The organism is Parvibaculum sp. (assembly GCF_019635935.1).
Taxonomy (GTDB): Bacteria; Pseudomonadota; Alphaproteobacteria; order Parvibaculales; family Parvibaculaceae; genus Parvibaculum.
This window is the reverse complement of sequence record NZ_JAHBYN010000001.1, coordinates 2,891,925-2,905,837: the sequence shown is the minus strand read 5'-3', so window position 1 is coordinate 2,905,837 and position 13,913 is coordinate 2,891,925. Positions and strand designations below refer to the sequence as shown.

Sequence of the window (13,913 nt, the reverse complement as noted above, 5' to 3'; positions counted from 1 at the left end):
GGCGGGCGGCGGCGCTTGACAGGGGGGCCGCCAGACGGTTTAGTTAGGAAACCGAACTAAAATGGCGGAACCGGCGAAATGCCGGCGTTTCCGCATGCAGGGAGAGACCCCCAATGACCATCCGCACGCCGCTTTGCGACCTTCTGGGCATCAAATATCCGATCATGCTGGCCGGTATGGGCGGCGTGTCCTACGCCGAACTCGTGGCCGCCGTTTCGAATGCCGGCGGCTTCGGCACGCTGGGGATGGCGGGGCGGCAGCCGGAGGAAATCCGCGCCGAGATGAAGAAGGTCAAGGACCTGACCGACAAGCCGTTCGGCGTCGACCTGCTGGCCGCGGTGCCGGAATCGCTGGAGCGCACCGCCGACATCATGATCGAGGAAGGCGCGACCGCTTTCATTTCCGGTCTCGGCGTGCCGACCAACATTCTCGAAAAGCTGCATGGCGCCGGCATGAAGGTGATGAATGTCTGCGGCACGGTGAAACATGCGGTGGCCGGCGAGAAGGCCGGGCTCGACGGCGTGATCGCGCAAGGGACCGAAGGCGGCGGGCACACGGGCAAGGTTGCCGGCATGGCGCTGATCCCGCAGATCGTCGACGCGGTGAAAAGCATTCCGGTGATCGCGGCGGGCTCCATCGTCGACGGGCGCGGGCTTGCGGCGGCGCTCGCCTTCGGCGCGCAAGGCGTGTGGATGGGTACGCGCTTCATCGCGGCCAAGGAAAGCCATGCGGGCGAGATGTACCGGCAGGTGATCGTGGAAGCGAAGGACACCGACACGATCGTCACGCGCTGCTATTCCGGCAAGACGATGCGCGTGTTCAACAACCCCTATGTGCAGGACTGGGAAAGCCGCCCCGCCGACATCCAGCCCTTCCCGCAACAGGCAATCATCTCGACCAAGGCGAATGTGATGGGCGGCATCGGCGGGCAGATCGAAGGGCTCGACCGCGACCGCTCCTGCTTTGCGATGGGCCAGGGCGCCGGCGGCATTCACGAGGTGCTGAGCGCCGCCGAAATCGTCGAAAAGACGATGGCCGAAGCCGAGGCGGTGCTGGAGCGGCTGAAGAAATACGCCTGAGTGAACGGCTGATTTCTCGGGCGCAATTCCTGCAGCGAACCCGGCGGACCCGCCCGAAAGGCGGGGCAAGCGCCAATTCCGGCGCGGAACGGGACGTTGCATGTCCGGATTCGGGACAGATGGACGGGGTAGATGGAGGCGCGGCGCCCTTGCGGCGCTGACAATGCTGCTGCTCGCCCTGCCGCCCGCGCCCGCCGCCGCGCAGACGATGCCGGCCGAAATGTTTCGCCTCGCCGAAGTGCTGGGCGCCGTTCACCATCTGCGCACCGTTTGCGGCACGCGCGAGGGACAGCTCTGGCGCAACAAGATGATTGAAATGCTGGGCGCCGTCGGGCCGACCGACAAGGACCGGCAGGAACTGATCGCGCGCTTCAACGAGGCCTTTCACGGCACACGCACTCGCTATTCGAGTTGTTCGCGCAGCGCGGCGGCGCAATCGGACAAGCTGTTCGAGGAAGGACAGCGCATCGCCGCGGAACTCGCCGTCAAGGGCTTCGGCCGTTAAGCAACACCACCCGAAAGACGATACACCCGGCGATGTAGATGCGTGGCCGCGCTGCCTCGTAACGAGACAAAGTTCCCTCCATTACGGCCGACATTAACCTCCACTTCACGAATGGCGAGACATTCGGCGCGGGTGTGTTACAAAGATGCGTGTATTCCAACCGCGTGTTGCCGGTTGCGGGCGACGAAACCGTGCCGGGCAGACCACCGGATCGAGGAACAGATGGCCGAAGATTTTCCGGGCGACGCGACTTTCCGCGCCCTCGACGAGGATGGACACGACGCCTCGCCGCTTTCCGAATCCGAACAGCGCCGGGTCGCGCTCCAGAACATTCTGGATGCGTGGGACGAGGCGCTGGGCGAAGGCGTCGACGCCGACATTCTGGCGACGACGGCGATTTTCGCCGCGCTTTCCGACATGGTGGAAGCCTATGGCGAGGAGCCCGTGGCCGACATGGCGAAGGGGCTCGCCGACCGCGTGCGGCAGGGCGAGTTCACGCTCAACCGGACGATGAACTGAATTATCGCAATAGCGATACGAAAAGGCGGGCCCGAAAGCCCGCCTTTTTTATTGCCGGCGCGATGCCGCCCTACAGCATCACTTCGATCAGGCGCGGGCCTTTTGCTTTCATCGCCGAGGCGAAGGCGTCGGCGAACTCTTCCGCCGTTTCGACGCGGACGGATTCGACGCCCATGCCCTGCCCCAACTGCACCCAGTTCAGCTCCGGGTTGTGCAGGTCGAGCATCGAGAGCGCCTTGGGGCCGGGATTTTCGGCGCCGACGCGCATCAGCTCGATGTTGAGGATCGCGTAGGAACGGTTGGCGAAGATCACGTTGGTTACGTCGAGTTTCTCGCGCGCCTGGGTCCACAGCGCCTGCAGCGTGTACATCGCGCCGCCGTCGCCATGCAGACACACAACTTTTCGGTCCGGACAGGCAACCGCCGCGCCGGTGGCGAGCGGCAGGCCCTGACCGATGGCGCCGCCGGTCAGCGACAGATGATCGTGGGGGGCGGCGGTGGCGGTGGCGATCGCCGAACCGATGCCCGACGTCGCCGCCTCGTCGGAGATGACCGCGTTGTCGGGCAGGTAATGCGCGACGATGGCGCCGGCCGTGAACTGATCGAGATTGCCTTTCGGCAGGTCGGGCTTTGCCAGCGCCGCGACATGCGCGGGTTCCTTCGGCGCGGCGACGGCGTCGGCCACCGCCTCGAGCGCGGCGACGCCGTCTTCGTGCGGATGCGCCAGATAAAGAATGTCGGCGCTGTCCGGCGTGCACCAGCTCGGCTTGCCGGGATAGGCGAAGAAGGAGACGGGAGGCTTCGAACCGACGAGAATCAATTGCTCAACGTTTGCCAACGTCTCAACCATCTGCTCGGCAAAATAGGGGATACGTTCGACTGCAACACGGCCGGCGCCGCGCTGCAGGCGGGGCGTGAAGGTGTCGCACATGATGCGCGCGCCGGACTTCGCGGCGATGCGGCCGGCGGCATTGAGGCCGCGCTCCTTCAGCGCTTGCCCTCGAATGAGGATCGCCGTCTTCTTGCCGTTCTTCAGGGCTTTCGCCGCCGCATCGACGGCGGAAGCGGAGACGGCAGCAGGCTGCGTCGGCGGCAGTTTCGGCGCCGGGTGTTCGGCATCGAGCCAGGCGGTGTCGGCGGGGAGGATCAGGGTCGCGATCTGGCCGGGTGGCTGCATCGCGGCATGAACGGCGCGGGCGCCGTCGGCAGCCACGGTTTTGGGGCTGGTCGAGGCGTGGACCCAGCCCGACACGGGGCGCGCGAAACCGAAAATGTCGGAGGCGAGCGGCGCGTCGTATTGCGCGTGATAGGTCGCGTGGTCGCCGACGATGTTGACGATGGGCGTGGAGGCGCGGCGCGCATTGTGCAAGTTTGCCAGACCGTTGGCGAGGCCCGGCCCGAGATGCAGGAGCGTCGCGGCCGGCTTTTCGGCCATGCGGCCATAGCCGTCGGCCATGCCGGTGACGGCGCCTTCGAAGAGACCGAGGATCGCGCGCATGCCCTCGACCTTGTCGAGCGCGGCGACGAAATGCATCTCCGAGGTGCCGGGGTTGGAGAAACAGACCTCGACGCCGGAATCCACCAGCGTCCGCACCAGGCTTTCCGCACCGTTCATTTGCCGCTCTCCCTCTCTTTTATTCGTTGTCATTTATTCTAGAACAATTGCATCGCCGCGACACGGCCAAGAACGACGATGCCGAAGGCGACGATCAACCCGCCCGAGACGCGATTGACGAGGCCGAGCAGACGGTCGTCCATGCGGGCGCGGAAGAGGCTGACAAAGCTCGAGACGCTGGCCCACCAGAGGAGCGAGCCGGCGGCGACCGCAACGACGACGGTGGCCGCATGGGCGTAGTCGTCGCCGGCGGAAGCGAGGCCCGCAACACCGCCGAAAATGGCGATGAAGCCCAGCATGGTGGCCGGATTGGTGATCGTGAGCACGAAAGTGATGGCGAAAACGCGCGCCGTGGCGGCGGCCATGGCGGCCGAGATGTTTTCGGCGGGTTCTTGACGGGTGTGCGGCTTCGAGAACCAGGTGCGCAGACCGAGGCCGAGCAGAAAGAGGCCGCCGACAACCTGCAGCAGGGTTTCGATGCGAATGACAAAGTCGATCGCCTGGGTGATGCCGAAAGCGGCGACGACGGCAAAGAGCGCATCGCCCGCCGCAGCGCCGCCGCCCGACAGGAAACCGTTGAGCGCGCCATAGCGCAGCGTGCGGCGAATGACGATCAGATTGACGGGGCCGATGGGCGCCGCGACGGCCATGCCGATTGCCACGCCATTTACCGCCAAACCGAGATCGATCATTCCGTGTTCCGTCTTCCTCGCTCAGACAACGACGACATCGTTGCCGGGCGGATCGGCATAGAGCTTCTCGACAAGCGCGGCGCGGCGGCCGAGCGCCACCGACTGGTTGATGTAGCCCTTGTCGGTGAGTTCGCCGGCATCGACGCTGGCGGGCTCGACCATCAGCAGCGCGCGGGCGACGCGCGTGCTCGAACCCGGATTGCCCTTGTTGTGGGCGCGCATGCCTTCGGCCAGCCGTTCGAGCACCGCCGGATGATGGACGATGTCTTCCGCCGCCAGGCTCTGGTCGCCGGCGATGTTGCGGCAGGCCGGAATGTTGGGGAAGCCGAGCAGGCCGATATATTCGCGGTCGAGACCGGCAATCAGCGCATCGGCCAGCACGCCGTTCGAGGCGGCGACCGCGTCGACGCGCAGCTTGCCGGCGCTGACCCAGGTGCCGGTCGAAAGCTTGAAATCCTCCGCCACGCGGCCGTCGAAGACGAGGCCTTCGAGCGGATTGTCCGGGTTGACGAAGCGCGCGCCGTCGCCGAGGCGGTAGAAGCCTTCCTCGTCATAGGCGTCGCGGGTTTTTTCCGGATTCTTGTAGTAGCCCTTGGTGATGCAGGCGCCGCGCACGCGCACTTCCATTTTCAGGCCGACGGGCGCCAGCTTCAGTTCGATGCCGGGCAGCGGCAGGCCGAGCAGCCCCATGCGTTCGGTCGGCCAATGGACGTTGGTGATGGTGGGCGCGGTTTCGGTGGCGCCGTAGCCCGACGAGAAGGCGATGCGTTCGCCGACCGCGCGGATGGCAACGCGCTGGATGCGCTCGTAAAGATCCTGGCTCAGCGCCGCGCCGCCATAGGCGAGCGTGCGGAGACGCGAAAAGAAGTTCTTCGCCAGTTCGTCGTCGCGTTCCAGTTCGTCGGCCAGCATGGTGTAGGCGGCGGGCACGTTGGAATAGGCGGTGGGCGCGATCTCGCGCAGGTTCGCCACCGTTTCGGCGAAGCCGCCGGGAACGGGACGGCCGCCATCGATGTAAAGCGTGCCGCCGGCGACCAGCAGGTTGTTGAGGATCGCGTTGCCGCCGAAGCAATGGTTCCAGGGCAGCCAGTTGAGCAGCACCGGCGGCTCCTCGTTTTCCTCTTCGAGCGTGACGCTTTTCGGCATCACGGAATTGACGCACATCATCTCCTGCGTCGTGATGACGGCCTTCGGCATGCCGGTGGAGCCGGAGGTGAAGAGATATTTGGCAACCATGCCGGGCGCGAGCCGCGCATAGCTTTCCTCAACCGCTTCGCCCGGTGCGGTGTCGGTGAGATCGGAGAAGGAGGTGCCGCGCGAGGCATCGACGGTGACGAGTTCGACGCCATCGAGGTCGAGCGCCGCGAGGCCGCGCGCGAAGGGCGCGCTTTCCTGCATGAAGATCAGTTTCGGTTCGATGAGATCGACGACGTAGCGCAGCTTCTCGAAATCGGAACTCATGGTGCTGTAGGACGGCGAGACCGGCGCGACGGGCACACCCGCCAGGATCGCACCATAGGTCATCAGCGCGTGTTCGATCGAATTGCCGGACAGGATCATCACCGGCGTCTGCTGATTGAAGCCGCGGTCGAGCAGCGCCTGCGCGATAGCGCTGACCTTGCGGTTGGCATCCGCGTAGGTCAGCAGTTCCCAACTGCCCAAGCCTTCTTTCGCGGCGCGGCGCTTGCCGAGCCAGACGCGGCCCGGCGCCTCAGCCGCCCATTTGCGGATCGGCTGGATGAGGTTGGCGGGGACGGCGCGCAGCGGATGCGGATTGCGCAGCACAATCGAGCCGTCGGGGCGGCGCTCGACCTCGACTTTCGGTTCGACATAGCCGGGATCGCGGAAGGGCGGCAGGTTCATGTCCAAGGGTTTCGCGCTCCGCTCAGGCGTTGACGTCGATGATGGCGCGGCCGCGCACCTTGCCGGCGATGATTTCCTCGGCAAGACGCGGCACATCGTCGAGTTTCGCGCGGAAGCTCATCGCCTCGAGCTTTTTCATGTCGAGATCGGTCGCAAGGCGCTTGTAAGCCTCGATGCGGATCGCCTTCGGCGCCATGACGCTGTCGATGCCGCAAAGCGTGACGCCGCGCAGGATGAAGGGCGCGACGGAGGCCGGCAGGTCCATGCCCTGCGCCAGACCGCAGGCGGCGACGGCGCCGCCATATTTGGTCATCGCCAGCGCATTGGCCAAGGTGTGGCTGCCGACCGCATCGACGGCGCCCGCCCAGCGTTCCTTGCCGATGGGCTTGCCGGGCGCGGAAAGCTCGTTGCGATCGATGATTTCGGCGGCGCCGAGATCTTTCAGGTAATCGGCTTCCGAAGCGCGACCGGTGGAGGCAATGACGCGGTAGCCGAGTTTCGACAGGAGCGCGACGGCGACCGAGCCGACGCCGCCCGCCGCGCCGGTCACCAGCACGTCACCCTTGTCGGGCGTGACGCCGTTTTTTTCGAGCGCGAGGACGCAAAGCATCGCGGTGTAGCCGGCGGTGCCGATGGCCATGGCCTGTTCGTTGGAGATCGCATCGGGAAGCTTCACCAGCCAGTCGCCCTTGACGCGCGCCTTCTGCGCATAGCCGCCATTGTGGCCTTCGCCGACGCCGAAGCCGTTGAGGACCACGCGGTCGCCGGGCTTGAAGTCCTTGTGGTCCGACTTCTCGACCTTGCCGGAGAAATCGATGCCGGGGATCAGTGGCCAGGAACGCACGATCGGCGCCTTGCCGGTCAGCGCCAGGCCGTCCTTGTAGTTGACCGTCGAATAATCGACCGCAACCGTGACGTCGCCTTCCATCAGATCGGCTTCGGTGAGGGTCACGAATTCGGGTTTCGGGCCCTGATCGGTCTTCTGCACGCGGAGGGCGCGGAACTTGTCGGTCATCTGGTGGAGTCCTTCCCTGAAACGGTGGGCCGGTTTGACGGATTCCAGCCTCTTGCGGCGACAAACGAACCCAAATCGCGGGCCGGGTCAAGCGGGGGGCGGCGGGCTGGCACTCGCCGCGGCCGGTGAGTGCCAAGCCTATGATTTTATTGACCGAATCGCCTTGTAGCGAATTTGTCAATATCGACAGTGCGAGAATTATTGCTCAGGATTCGCATGTGTTCGCGTTGTTGCCCGGAGGTGTCGCGTGAGGCAGGTTTCCGAATTCAAGAAGTTGCTCGATGGCTACAGGCTGGTGACAGCCGAAATTCTCTACCGGATGCCCGACCATCCGAAGCTGCTGCAGAGCTATATCTGGCAGGATCTGGACATGGCGCCGAAATATCCGGTGCTCGGAAAGTTCCTCGATTTCTGGAACCGCGAGCTCGACGGGCCGATCCATTCGGTCACGGTCGGAACAAGGCGGGTGATCCACCCGAGCGAATTTATTCGGGCGGATTTCGTGGCGACGCTGCACTGAGGCGCCGGGCCGCGTCAGTGACGCGGCAGATTCTCGACAAAGAGGATCGGCTCGCCGGTGGCAGCGCCCTGCAACTCATCGTCCCACATGACGCGGCGGCCGCGCACGACCGTGCCGATGGGCCAGCCCTTGACCTTCATGCCGTTATAGGGCGTCCAGCCGCATTTCGAGGCGATCCATTTGTCCTCGATCACGCGGGTGGCGGCCATGTCGACCACCGTTATGTCGGCGTCGTAGCCGACGGCGAGGCGGCCCTTGCGGGACATGCCGAAAATGCGCTGCGGGCCCGCCGATGTCAGATCGACAAAGCGTTGCAGCGTCAGGCGGCCTTCGTTGACGTGGTTCAGCATGACGGGCACCAGCGTCTGCACGCCGGGCATGCCGGCAGGCGATTTCGGATAGGTCTGTTCCTTTTCCTCGATCGTGTGCGGGGCGTGGTCGGAACCCAGCACATCGACGACGCCGGACGCGATGCCGGCCCATAATCCGTCGCGATGTTCGTGGCCGCGGATCGGCGGGTTCATCTGCGCCAGCGTGCCGAGCGCCTCGTAGCATTCGGGGGCGGCCAGCGTCAGATGCTGCGGCGTCACCTCGACGGTGGCGATGTCCTTGGCCGCGGCCAGGATCGGGATTTCGTCGGCGGTCGAGACATGCAGCACATGGATGCGCTTGCCGGCCTCGCGCGCCAGCCGCAGCAGACGCGTGGTGCAAAGAATGGCGGCCTCGGCATCGCGCCAGACGTGATGCGTGTCGACATGGCCGAGCAGCGCCAGCTCGCGGCGCTCGCGCAGGCGGGCTTCATCCTCCGAATGAATGGCGGCGCGGCGGCGGATCGCCTTCAGCACGCGCAACACATCCTCGTCCTTGTCGACCAGCAGGTTGCCGGTGGAGGAGCCCATGAAAATCTTGATGCCACAGCAGCCGGGCTCGCGCTCGATGTCGGCGAGGATGTCGACATTCTCCGTCGTCGCGCCGCCGTAAAACGCAAAGTCGCAATACATGCGGTGGCGGGCGCGGGCGACCTTGTCGGCCAGCGCTTCCGGCGTCGTCGTCGGCGGTTTGGTGTTCGGCATTTCGAAGACGGCGGTGACGCCGCCCAGCGCGGCGGCGCGGCCGCCCGACTCCAGGTCTTCCTTGTGCTCGTTGCCGGGTTCGCGCAGATGCACCTGGCTGTCGACGACGCCCGGCAACAGGTGGAGGCCGGTTACATCGACGGTTTCGGCTGCGGCGGCGCGGGAGAGGTCGCCGATGGCGGCGATGCGGCCGTCCTTGACCGCCAGGTCAGCCTTGCCCGTTCCATCCTGATTGACGACGGTGCCGCCACGGAAAACGAGATCGTAGGTCTGGCTCACAGCGGGCTCCTCTCAGGCGTGGAGCGGCATTGCCGCCACGCGCGGTCGTTCGCGTCTCCTGCGGGTTATAAGTGGCGGGGTGACGGAAGCCAAGCCGGGCGCTTGCGGGCGGCGGGCGGCGGGCCTACATCTGAGGCACCATGAATCGGGGCAAGACGCCATGAACGGGGTGAAGGCCTGTGCGCTGAGCGGGCGCGGGGTGCTGAGGGTCGGCGGGCCGGAGGCGCGGAGCTTCCTGCAGGGGCTCATCACCAACGATGCCGAGGCGGCAAGTGGCGACAAGGCCGTCTATGCCGCGCTGCTGACGCCGCAGGGCAAGTTCCTGTTCGATTTCTTCCTTTTCGCCGATCCAACGGACAAGCAGGCGCTGCTGCTCGATTGCGACGGCGCGCGGATCGCCGATCTCGTCAAGCGGCTGACCATGTACAAGCTGCGCGCCAAGGTGAGGATCGAGGATCTGAGCGCGACGCACGGGGTTGCCGCCTACTGGAACGAGGACGGGACGGCGGTGGCCGCCGAAGGTCCGCGGCTTGCCGACCCGCGCCTCGCCGCGATGGGCGCCCGCGCCATCCTGCCCATAACAGCGCTTGCGGCGCTTGGCGGGGACATGGCCGGCTGGCAGCGCCACCGGATCGGCCTTGGCGTCGGCGATGCGGCCGAGGATTTCGAACCGGACCGGACTTTTCCGCTGGAGGTCAATCTCGACCTCCTCAACGGCATCGACTTCCACAAGGGCTGCTTTGTCGGACAGGAAGTGACCTCGCGCACCAAGCGGCGCGGCAGCGTGCGCAAACGGCTCGTGCCCTGCGACGTCGAAGGCGACCTGCCGGCGCCGGGAACGCCGGTGAAGGCCATCGCGCGCGAAGTGGGCACGGTCTTCTCGGGCGACGCGGAGACGGCGCGTGTGTTGGCGCTGCTCCGGCTCGACCTCATCAAGGATGCCACGCTTGAAGCCGGTCCTTCGGGCCTCGCGCCCGACATTCCGGCCTGGCTCGCGCCCGAAATTCAACCGGAGGACGGCGACGATGGCGGCTGAAGCGAAGCGCTGCCCCTGGCCCGGCGAAGATCCGTTCTACATCGCCTATCACGACGGGGAATGGGGCGTGCCGGAGTACGACGACCGGGCGCTTTTCGAGAAGCTGGTGCTGGACGGCTTTCAGGCCGGGCTTTCCTGGATCACGATCTTGCGCAAGCGCGAGAGCTTCCGCGCGGCGTTCGACGGTTTCGAGCCGGAGCGCATCGTCCGTTACAAGCCGGCGAAGGTCGAGAAACTTCTCCAGAACCCCGGCATCATCCGCCATCGCGGCAAGATCGAAGCGACGATCGGCAATGCGCGGGCCTGGCTCGACATCATGGAAGAAGATGGCGGCTTCTCCGGCTTTCTGTGGGACATCGCCGGCGGCGCACCGAAACAGAACAAATGGAAACGTATCGGCGACGTGCCGGCCGAAACGCCGATGAGCGTTGCGATGTCGAAGGCGCTGAAGGCGCGCGGCTTCAAATTCTGCGGACCGACAATCGTCTATGCGTTCGCGCAAGCGGTCGGCATGGTCAACGATCACCTTGTGAGCTGTCCGCGACACGCCGACTGTTCCGCATTGGCGCAAAATAAAAACCGATAATTAAGCGTCGTTACGAGCAGTTGTTTCGAGACATTCATTCTTCCGCCACAATGTCGGCACATGCGGGCCACGTTGCGATTTTAGGCTGCGCAACGTTTCAGCCAGCGGAGGGGAATTTCAAAAATGTTCAAGCGCCCCAAGGGTGTTTCCGATCCGGATTTTTCCGCGCCACCCGGCCCGCAGGAACGCGACGCCGCGTCCCATAATGCGCGTGCCGAGGCGACCGGCGACGACAGCGCCGACAAGGGAACCCGCATCATCACACCATCCTATCAAGCAAGGAAACCAACCGTGCGCACGCTTCACACGCCGGGCGGGCAGACGTCCGCCACAACGCCCACCCACGCCGCCAACCTGCATGTGGGGCGCGGCCTCAAGCTCGAAGGCAAGATTCAATCCTGCGACGCGCTCGTCATCGAGGGCGATGTGCAGGCGACGATCGAAAGCGGCACACTGACCATCAGCGAAACCGGCGAAGTGCGCGGCGAAGCGACGGTCGACGAGGCGGAAATCAACGGCAAGTTCGAGGGCACGCTGACGGTGCGCAAGTGCCTGACCATCAACACGACCGGCCGCATCAACGGCAAGATCCGGTATGGCGAACTGCGCGTCGAGCAGGGCGGCCAGATCAGCGGCGAGATTCAAGCGGAAGACGCCAAGGACGCGCCGTCGCGGCCGGCGAGCGTCAAGGCGGCGGAAAGCGGCGAGACCAAGAGCGATAGCGGCGCCAGCGCCGGGTCCACCGGCAGCGAACGCGCCGCCTCGTTGAACTGACCTGCTTCGCGACCGGTCAAGGCACCAGCCATTCGACGGTCTGCACATCCGCCGGCCAGCGGATGCGCGCGCGGCGATGGCCGCTGCGACTCAGCACCACCAGATCGGCCTCGTCGAAGCCGAAACGGATCAAGGCGAAATTGACGCGGCCTTCCTCCAGCCGGTCCGCTGAGGGGATCATGCCCTCGACTTCGGGCGGCAGGCCGGAAGTGGGGCTGTCGCTCGCCGTGCCGGGCGCGGCGACCGCCAGATAGGCGCGGCGGCTCGGCAGGCCCGCCGCCTCCCAAGCGTCTGCCGCGGGCGCGCCCGTCAGCGGCACGGCGTTGCCCGCCAGCCGCAATTGCACGTCGCGGCGCGGATCGTAGAACATCATCGAGGCGCGGGGCTCGCGCGCCAGTTCGGCGACCTTGGCCGAGCGGGCGTCGGTGAACAGCTCCAGCATGCGGGCCTGGCGGTCGAATTTGCGCAAAATCACCGTTCTGACCGCCGGGGCGCCCGCTGCCGACAAGGTCGCGAGCGCCGGTTTACGCAGGGGCGAGCCCGCATCCGCCGCCCCCTCCTCCAGCAGCACGAAGGCGAGCGCCGCCATGTCAGGAAGGGTCAGGGCGTGCAGCGCCGCACCCTCGAAAGGTGCCGGGACCGCGCGCCCTGCCCCGCTGTCATTAGCCATATCGCACTCCAATCCGCTCAATCGGCCGCTCGGCAGTGGAAACGCCGGCGGGCCTGTTCTAATTTAGCCGGGCGGCGGGGGAACGCCGCATGCGTTTCCCGCCGAACGGCGGAAACGCCCCAACAAGAAACATCCCGCGATATACGCCGGCAAGGCGAACCGGGAAGAATCGGGTGGACATTGACCAAAGTCGTCATCAGCGGAACCGGCGTCTTCACGCCATCCCAATCCGTCAGCAACGCTGAACTCGTCGAAAGCTTCAACACCTATGTGCGCCGCCACAACGAAAAACACGCCGACGCCATTGCGCGCGGCGAGATGGAACCGCTTGCGGAATCGAGCGTCGAATTCATCGTCAAGGCGTCGGGCATCGAAGCGCGCTATGTGATGGACAAATCCGGCATCGTCGATCCCGAGATCATGGCGCCGCGGCTTCGGCAGCGTTCCAACGACGAACCGTCGATCCTGGCCGAAATGTCGGTCGATGCCGCCAACAAGGCGATGAAGCGCGCAGGCAAGACGGCCGCCGACATCGACGCCGTGCTGGTCGCCTGCTCCAACCTCGAACGTCCCTACCCTGCGATCGCCGTCGAGGTGCAGGACCTTCTCGGTATCGAGGGTTTCGGCTTCGACATGAACGTCGCCTGTTCGTCGGCGACCTTCGGCATCCAGACGGCCTACGACATGCTGCGTTCGGGCTCGGTCGATTGCGTGCTGATCGTCGATCCCGAAATCTGCTCGGGGCATCTCAATTTCCGCGACCGCGACAGTCATTTCATTTTCGGCGATGTGTGCACCGCGATCATCCTCGAGCGCGAGGAGACCTGCACCGTCGAAGGCGCCTGGGAAATTCTCGGCACGCGGCTTCTCACCAAATTCTCCAACAACATCCGCAACAATTTCGGCTTCCTCAACCGCGCGACGCCCGAAGGCGTCGGCGCGAAGGACAAGCTGTTCGTGCAGGAAGGCCGCAAGGTCTTCAAGGAAGTCGTGCCGATGGTGTCGCAGCTCATTCTGGAGCACATGGCGGATGCCGGGCTCGATCCGAAAGACCTGAAACGCATGTGGCTGCACCAGGCCAACAAGAGCATGAACGACTTCATCGGCCGCAAGGTGCTGGGCCGCGATCCGGAACCCGGCGAGCAGCCCAACATCCTGCAGGAATACGCCAACACCAGTTCCGCCGGCTCCATCATCGCCTTCAGCAAGTTCAGCGAGGATATGAAGCCCGGCGATCTCGGACTGATATGCAGCTTCGGCGCCGGCTATTCGGCCGGCAACGTGCTGGTCAGGAAGCGCGCGTAGGCGTCAGCTCTTCAACGGCTCCACCGTGACGATGCGGAAGGTCTGCATCTCGCCGTCCTGTTCGGTGACGGAAAGATATTCGCCCGATTTGAATTCGTGACGGTCGAGCTTGAAGAAGGGCTCGTCGGCTTCCGGCGTCGAGAGATCGTAGTCGATCGCCCAGCCCCGCCCAATATGGCGCAACAGGCCTTTCTGATCCGCCTCGCCCTGCCAGAAGCGGCGCACGGTGCATTCCTTCGAATGCGCCTTCCATGCCGCCGGGTCAAGCATCATGTCGCCGTCGAGCGGCACGACGAGATCGTAGCCATGCGCGGGCGAGCCGTTGGGAAATTCCTCGTTGCGGGCGAGGGTCATGTGGACGTGATAGAGGGTCATTGAAAGT

The 13,913-nt window shown here is 65.2% G+C and carries 15 protein-coding genes; 8 read left to right on the top strand and 7 right to left on the bottom strand.

What is annotated here, in order from left to right:
• The first annotated feature begins 113 nt into the window (after positions 1-113).
• The 3 genes from KF719_RS14295 (at position 114) to KF719_RS14285 (ending at position 2,103) form a co-directional block, all read left to right on the top strand.
• Positions 114-1,079 carry a nitronate monooxygenase family protein gene (locus KF719_RS14295; RefSeq protein ID WP_293509412.1) on the top strand — a complete coding sequence of 322 codons (966 nt, stop codon included), beginning with the start codon at positions 114-116 and terminating at the stop codon, positions 1,077-1,079.
• A gap of 163 nt (positions 1,080-1,242) precedes the next feature.
• Positions 1,243-1,584, top strand: a complete 342-nt coding sequence (locus tag KF719_RS14290) for a TIGR02301 family protein (RefSeq protein WP_293509410.1) — start codon at positions 1,243-1,245, stop codon at positions 1,582-1,584.
• Between the two features lie 222 nt (positions 1,585-1,806).
• Positions 1,807-2,103: a hypothetical protein gene (locus tag KF719_RS14285; RefSeq protein WP_293509408.1), complete on the top strand. Its 297-nt coding sequence runs from the start codon at positions 1,807-1,809 to the stop codon at positions 2,101-2,103.
• Positions 2,104-2,173: 70 nt separating this feature from the next.
• Here the strand turns inward: KF719_RS14285 and KF719_RS14280 are convergent, their stop codons facing one another.
• The 4 genes from KF719_RS14280 to KF719_RS14265 are packed head-to-tail and all read right to left on the bottom strand — an operon-like array spanning position 2,174 to position 7,288.
• Positions 2,174-3,718: an acetolactate synthase large subunit gene (locus KF719_RS14280; protein ID WP_293509406.1), complete on the bottom strand. Its 1,545-nt coding sequence runs from the start codon at positions 3,716-3,718 to the stop codon at positions 2,174-2,176.
• Between the two features lie 38 nt (positions 3,719-3,756).
• Positions 3,757-4,410 carry a LysE family transporter gene (locus KF719_RS14275; protein WP_293509405.1) on the bottom strand — a complete coding sequence of 218 codons (654 nt, stop codon included), beginning with the start codon at positions 4,408-4,410 and terminating at the stop codon, positions 3,757-3,759.
• A 21-nt stretch (positions 4,411-4,431) separates the two neighbouring features.
• Complete coding sequence (locus KF719_RS14270; protein WP_293509404.1) at positions 4,432-6,273, bottom strand: AMP-binding protein; 1,842 nt, start codon at positions 6,271-6,273, stop codon at positions 4,432-4,434.
• Between the two features lie 22 nt (positions 6,274-6,295).
• A complete protein-coding gene (locus KF719_RS14265) occupies positions 6,296-7,288 on the bottom strand; it encodes an MDR family oxidoreductase (protein ID WP_293509403.1) in 993 nt (330 codons plus the stop codon).
• 247 nt (positions 7,289-7,535) lie between these two features.
• On the opposite strand from KF719_RS14265, the gene KF719_RS14260 reads away from it, so the two are divergent.
• Positions 7,536-7,808, top strand: a complete 273-nt coding sequence (locus tag KF719_RS14260) for an usg protein (RefSeq protein ID WP_293509402.1) — start codon at positions 7,536-7,538, stop codon at positions 7,806-7,808.
• A 14-nt stretch (positions 7,809-7,822) separates the two neighbouring features.
• On the opposite strand, the gene KF719_RS14255 is transcribed toward KF719_RS14260, so the two are convergent.
• Positions 7,823-9,160 carry a dihydroorotase gene (locus KF719_RS14255; protein ID WP_293509400.1) on the bottom strand — a complete coding sequence of 446 codons (1,338 nt, stop codon included), beginning with the start codon at positions 9,158-9,160 and terminating at the stop codon, positions 7,823-7,825.
• A 160-nt stretch (positions 9,161-9,320) separates the two neighbouring features.
• On the opposite strand from KF719_RS14255, the gene KF719_RS14250 reads away from it, so the two are divergent.
• The 3 genes from KF719_RS14250 to KF719_RS14240 all read left to right on the top strand — a co-directional run bounded on the left by KF719_RS14250 (position 9,321) and on the right by KF719_RS14240 (position 11,556).
• The gene (locus KF719_RS14250; protein ID WP_293509397.1) at positions 9,321-10,196 is read left to right on the top strand and encodes a folate-binding protein; all 876 of its coding nucleotides are present in this window, start codon (positions 9,321-9,323) and stop codon (positions 10,194-10,196) included.
• Positions 10,186-10,782, top strand: coding sequence for a DNA-3-methyladenine glycosylase I (locus KF719_RS14245; protein WP_293509395.1), 597 nt, complete (start codon positions 10,186-10,188; stop codon positions 10,780-10,782). The genes KF719_RS14250 and KF719_RS14245 overlap by 11 nt, the downstream gene beginning before the upstream one ends.
• Before the next feature lie 123 nt (positions 10,783-10,905).
• Positions 10,906-11,556 (top strand): polymer-forming cytoskeletal protein, encoded by a 651-nt coding sequence (locus tag KF719_RS14240; RefSeq protein ID WP_293509393.1) that lies wholly within the window; start codon positions 10,906-10,908, stop codon positions 11,554-11,556.
• A gap of 16 nt (positions 11,557-11,572) precedes the next feature.
• Here the strand turns inward: KF719_RS14240 and KF719_RS14235 are convergent, their stop codons facing one another.
• A complete protein-coding gene (locus tag KF719_RS14235) occupies positions 11,573-12,226 on the bottom strand; it encodes a pyridoxamine 5'-phosphate oxidase family protein (RefSeq protein ID WP_293509391.1) in 654 nt (217 codons plus the stop codon).
• A 180-nt stretch (positions 12,227-12,406) separates the two neighbouring features.
• Here KF719_RS14235 and KF719_RS14230 point away from each other — a divergent pair, with 180 nt between their 5' ends.
• Positions 12,407-13,531: a beta-ketoacyl-ACP synthase III gene (locus KF719_RS14230; protein ID WP_293509389.1), complete on the top strand. Its 1,125-nt coding sequence runs from the start codon at positions 12,407-12,409 to the stop codon at positions 13,529-13,531.
• 3 nt (positions 13,532-13,534) lie between these two features.
• On the opposite strand, the gene KF719_RS14225 is transcribed toward KF719_RS14230, so the two are convergent.
• Positions 13,535-13,906, bottom strand: a complete 372-nt coding sequence (locus KF719_RS14225; protein WP_293509387.1) for a hypothetical protein — start codon at positions 13,904-13,906, stop codon at positions 13,535-13,537.
• Between the last annotated feature and the right edge of the window lie 7 nt (positions 13,907-13,913).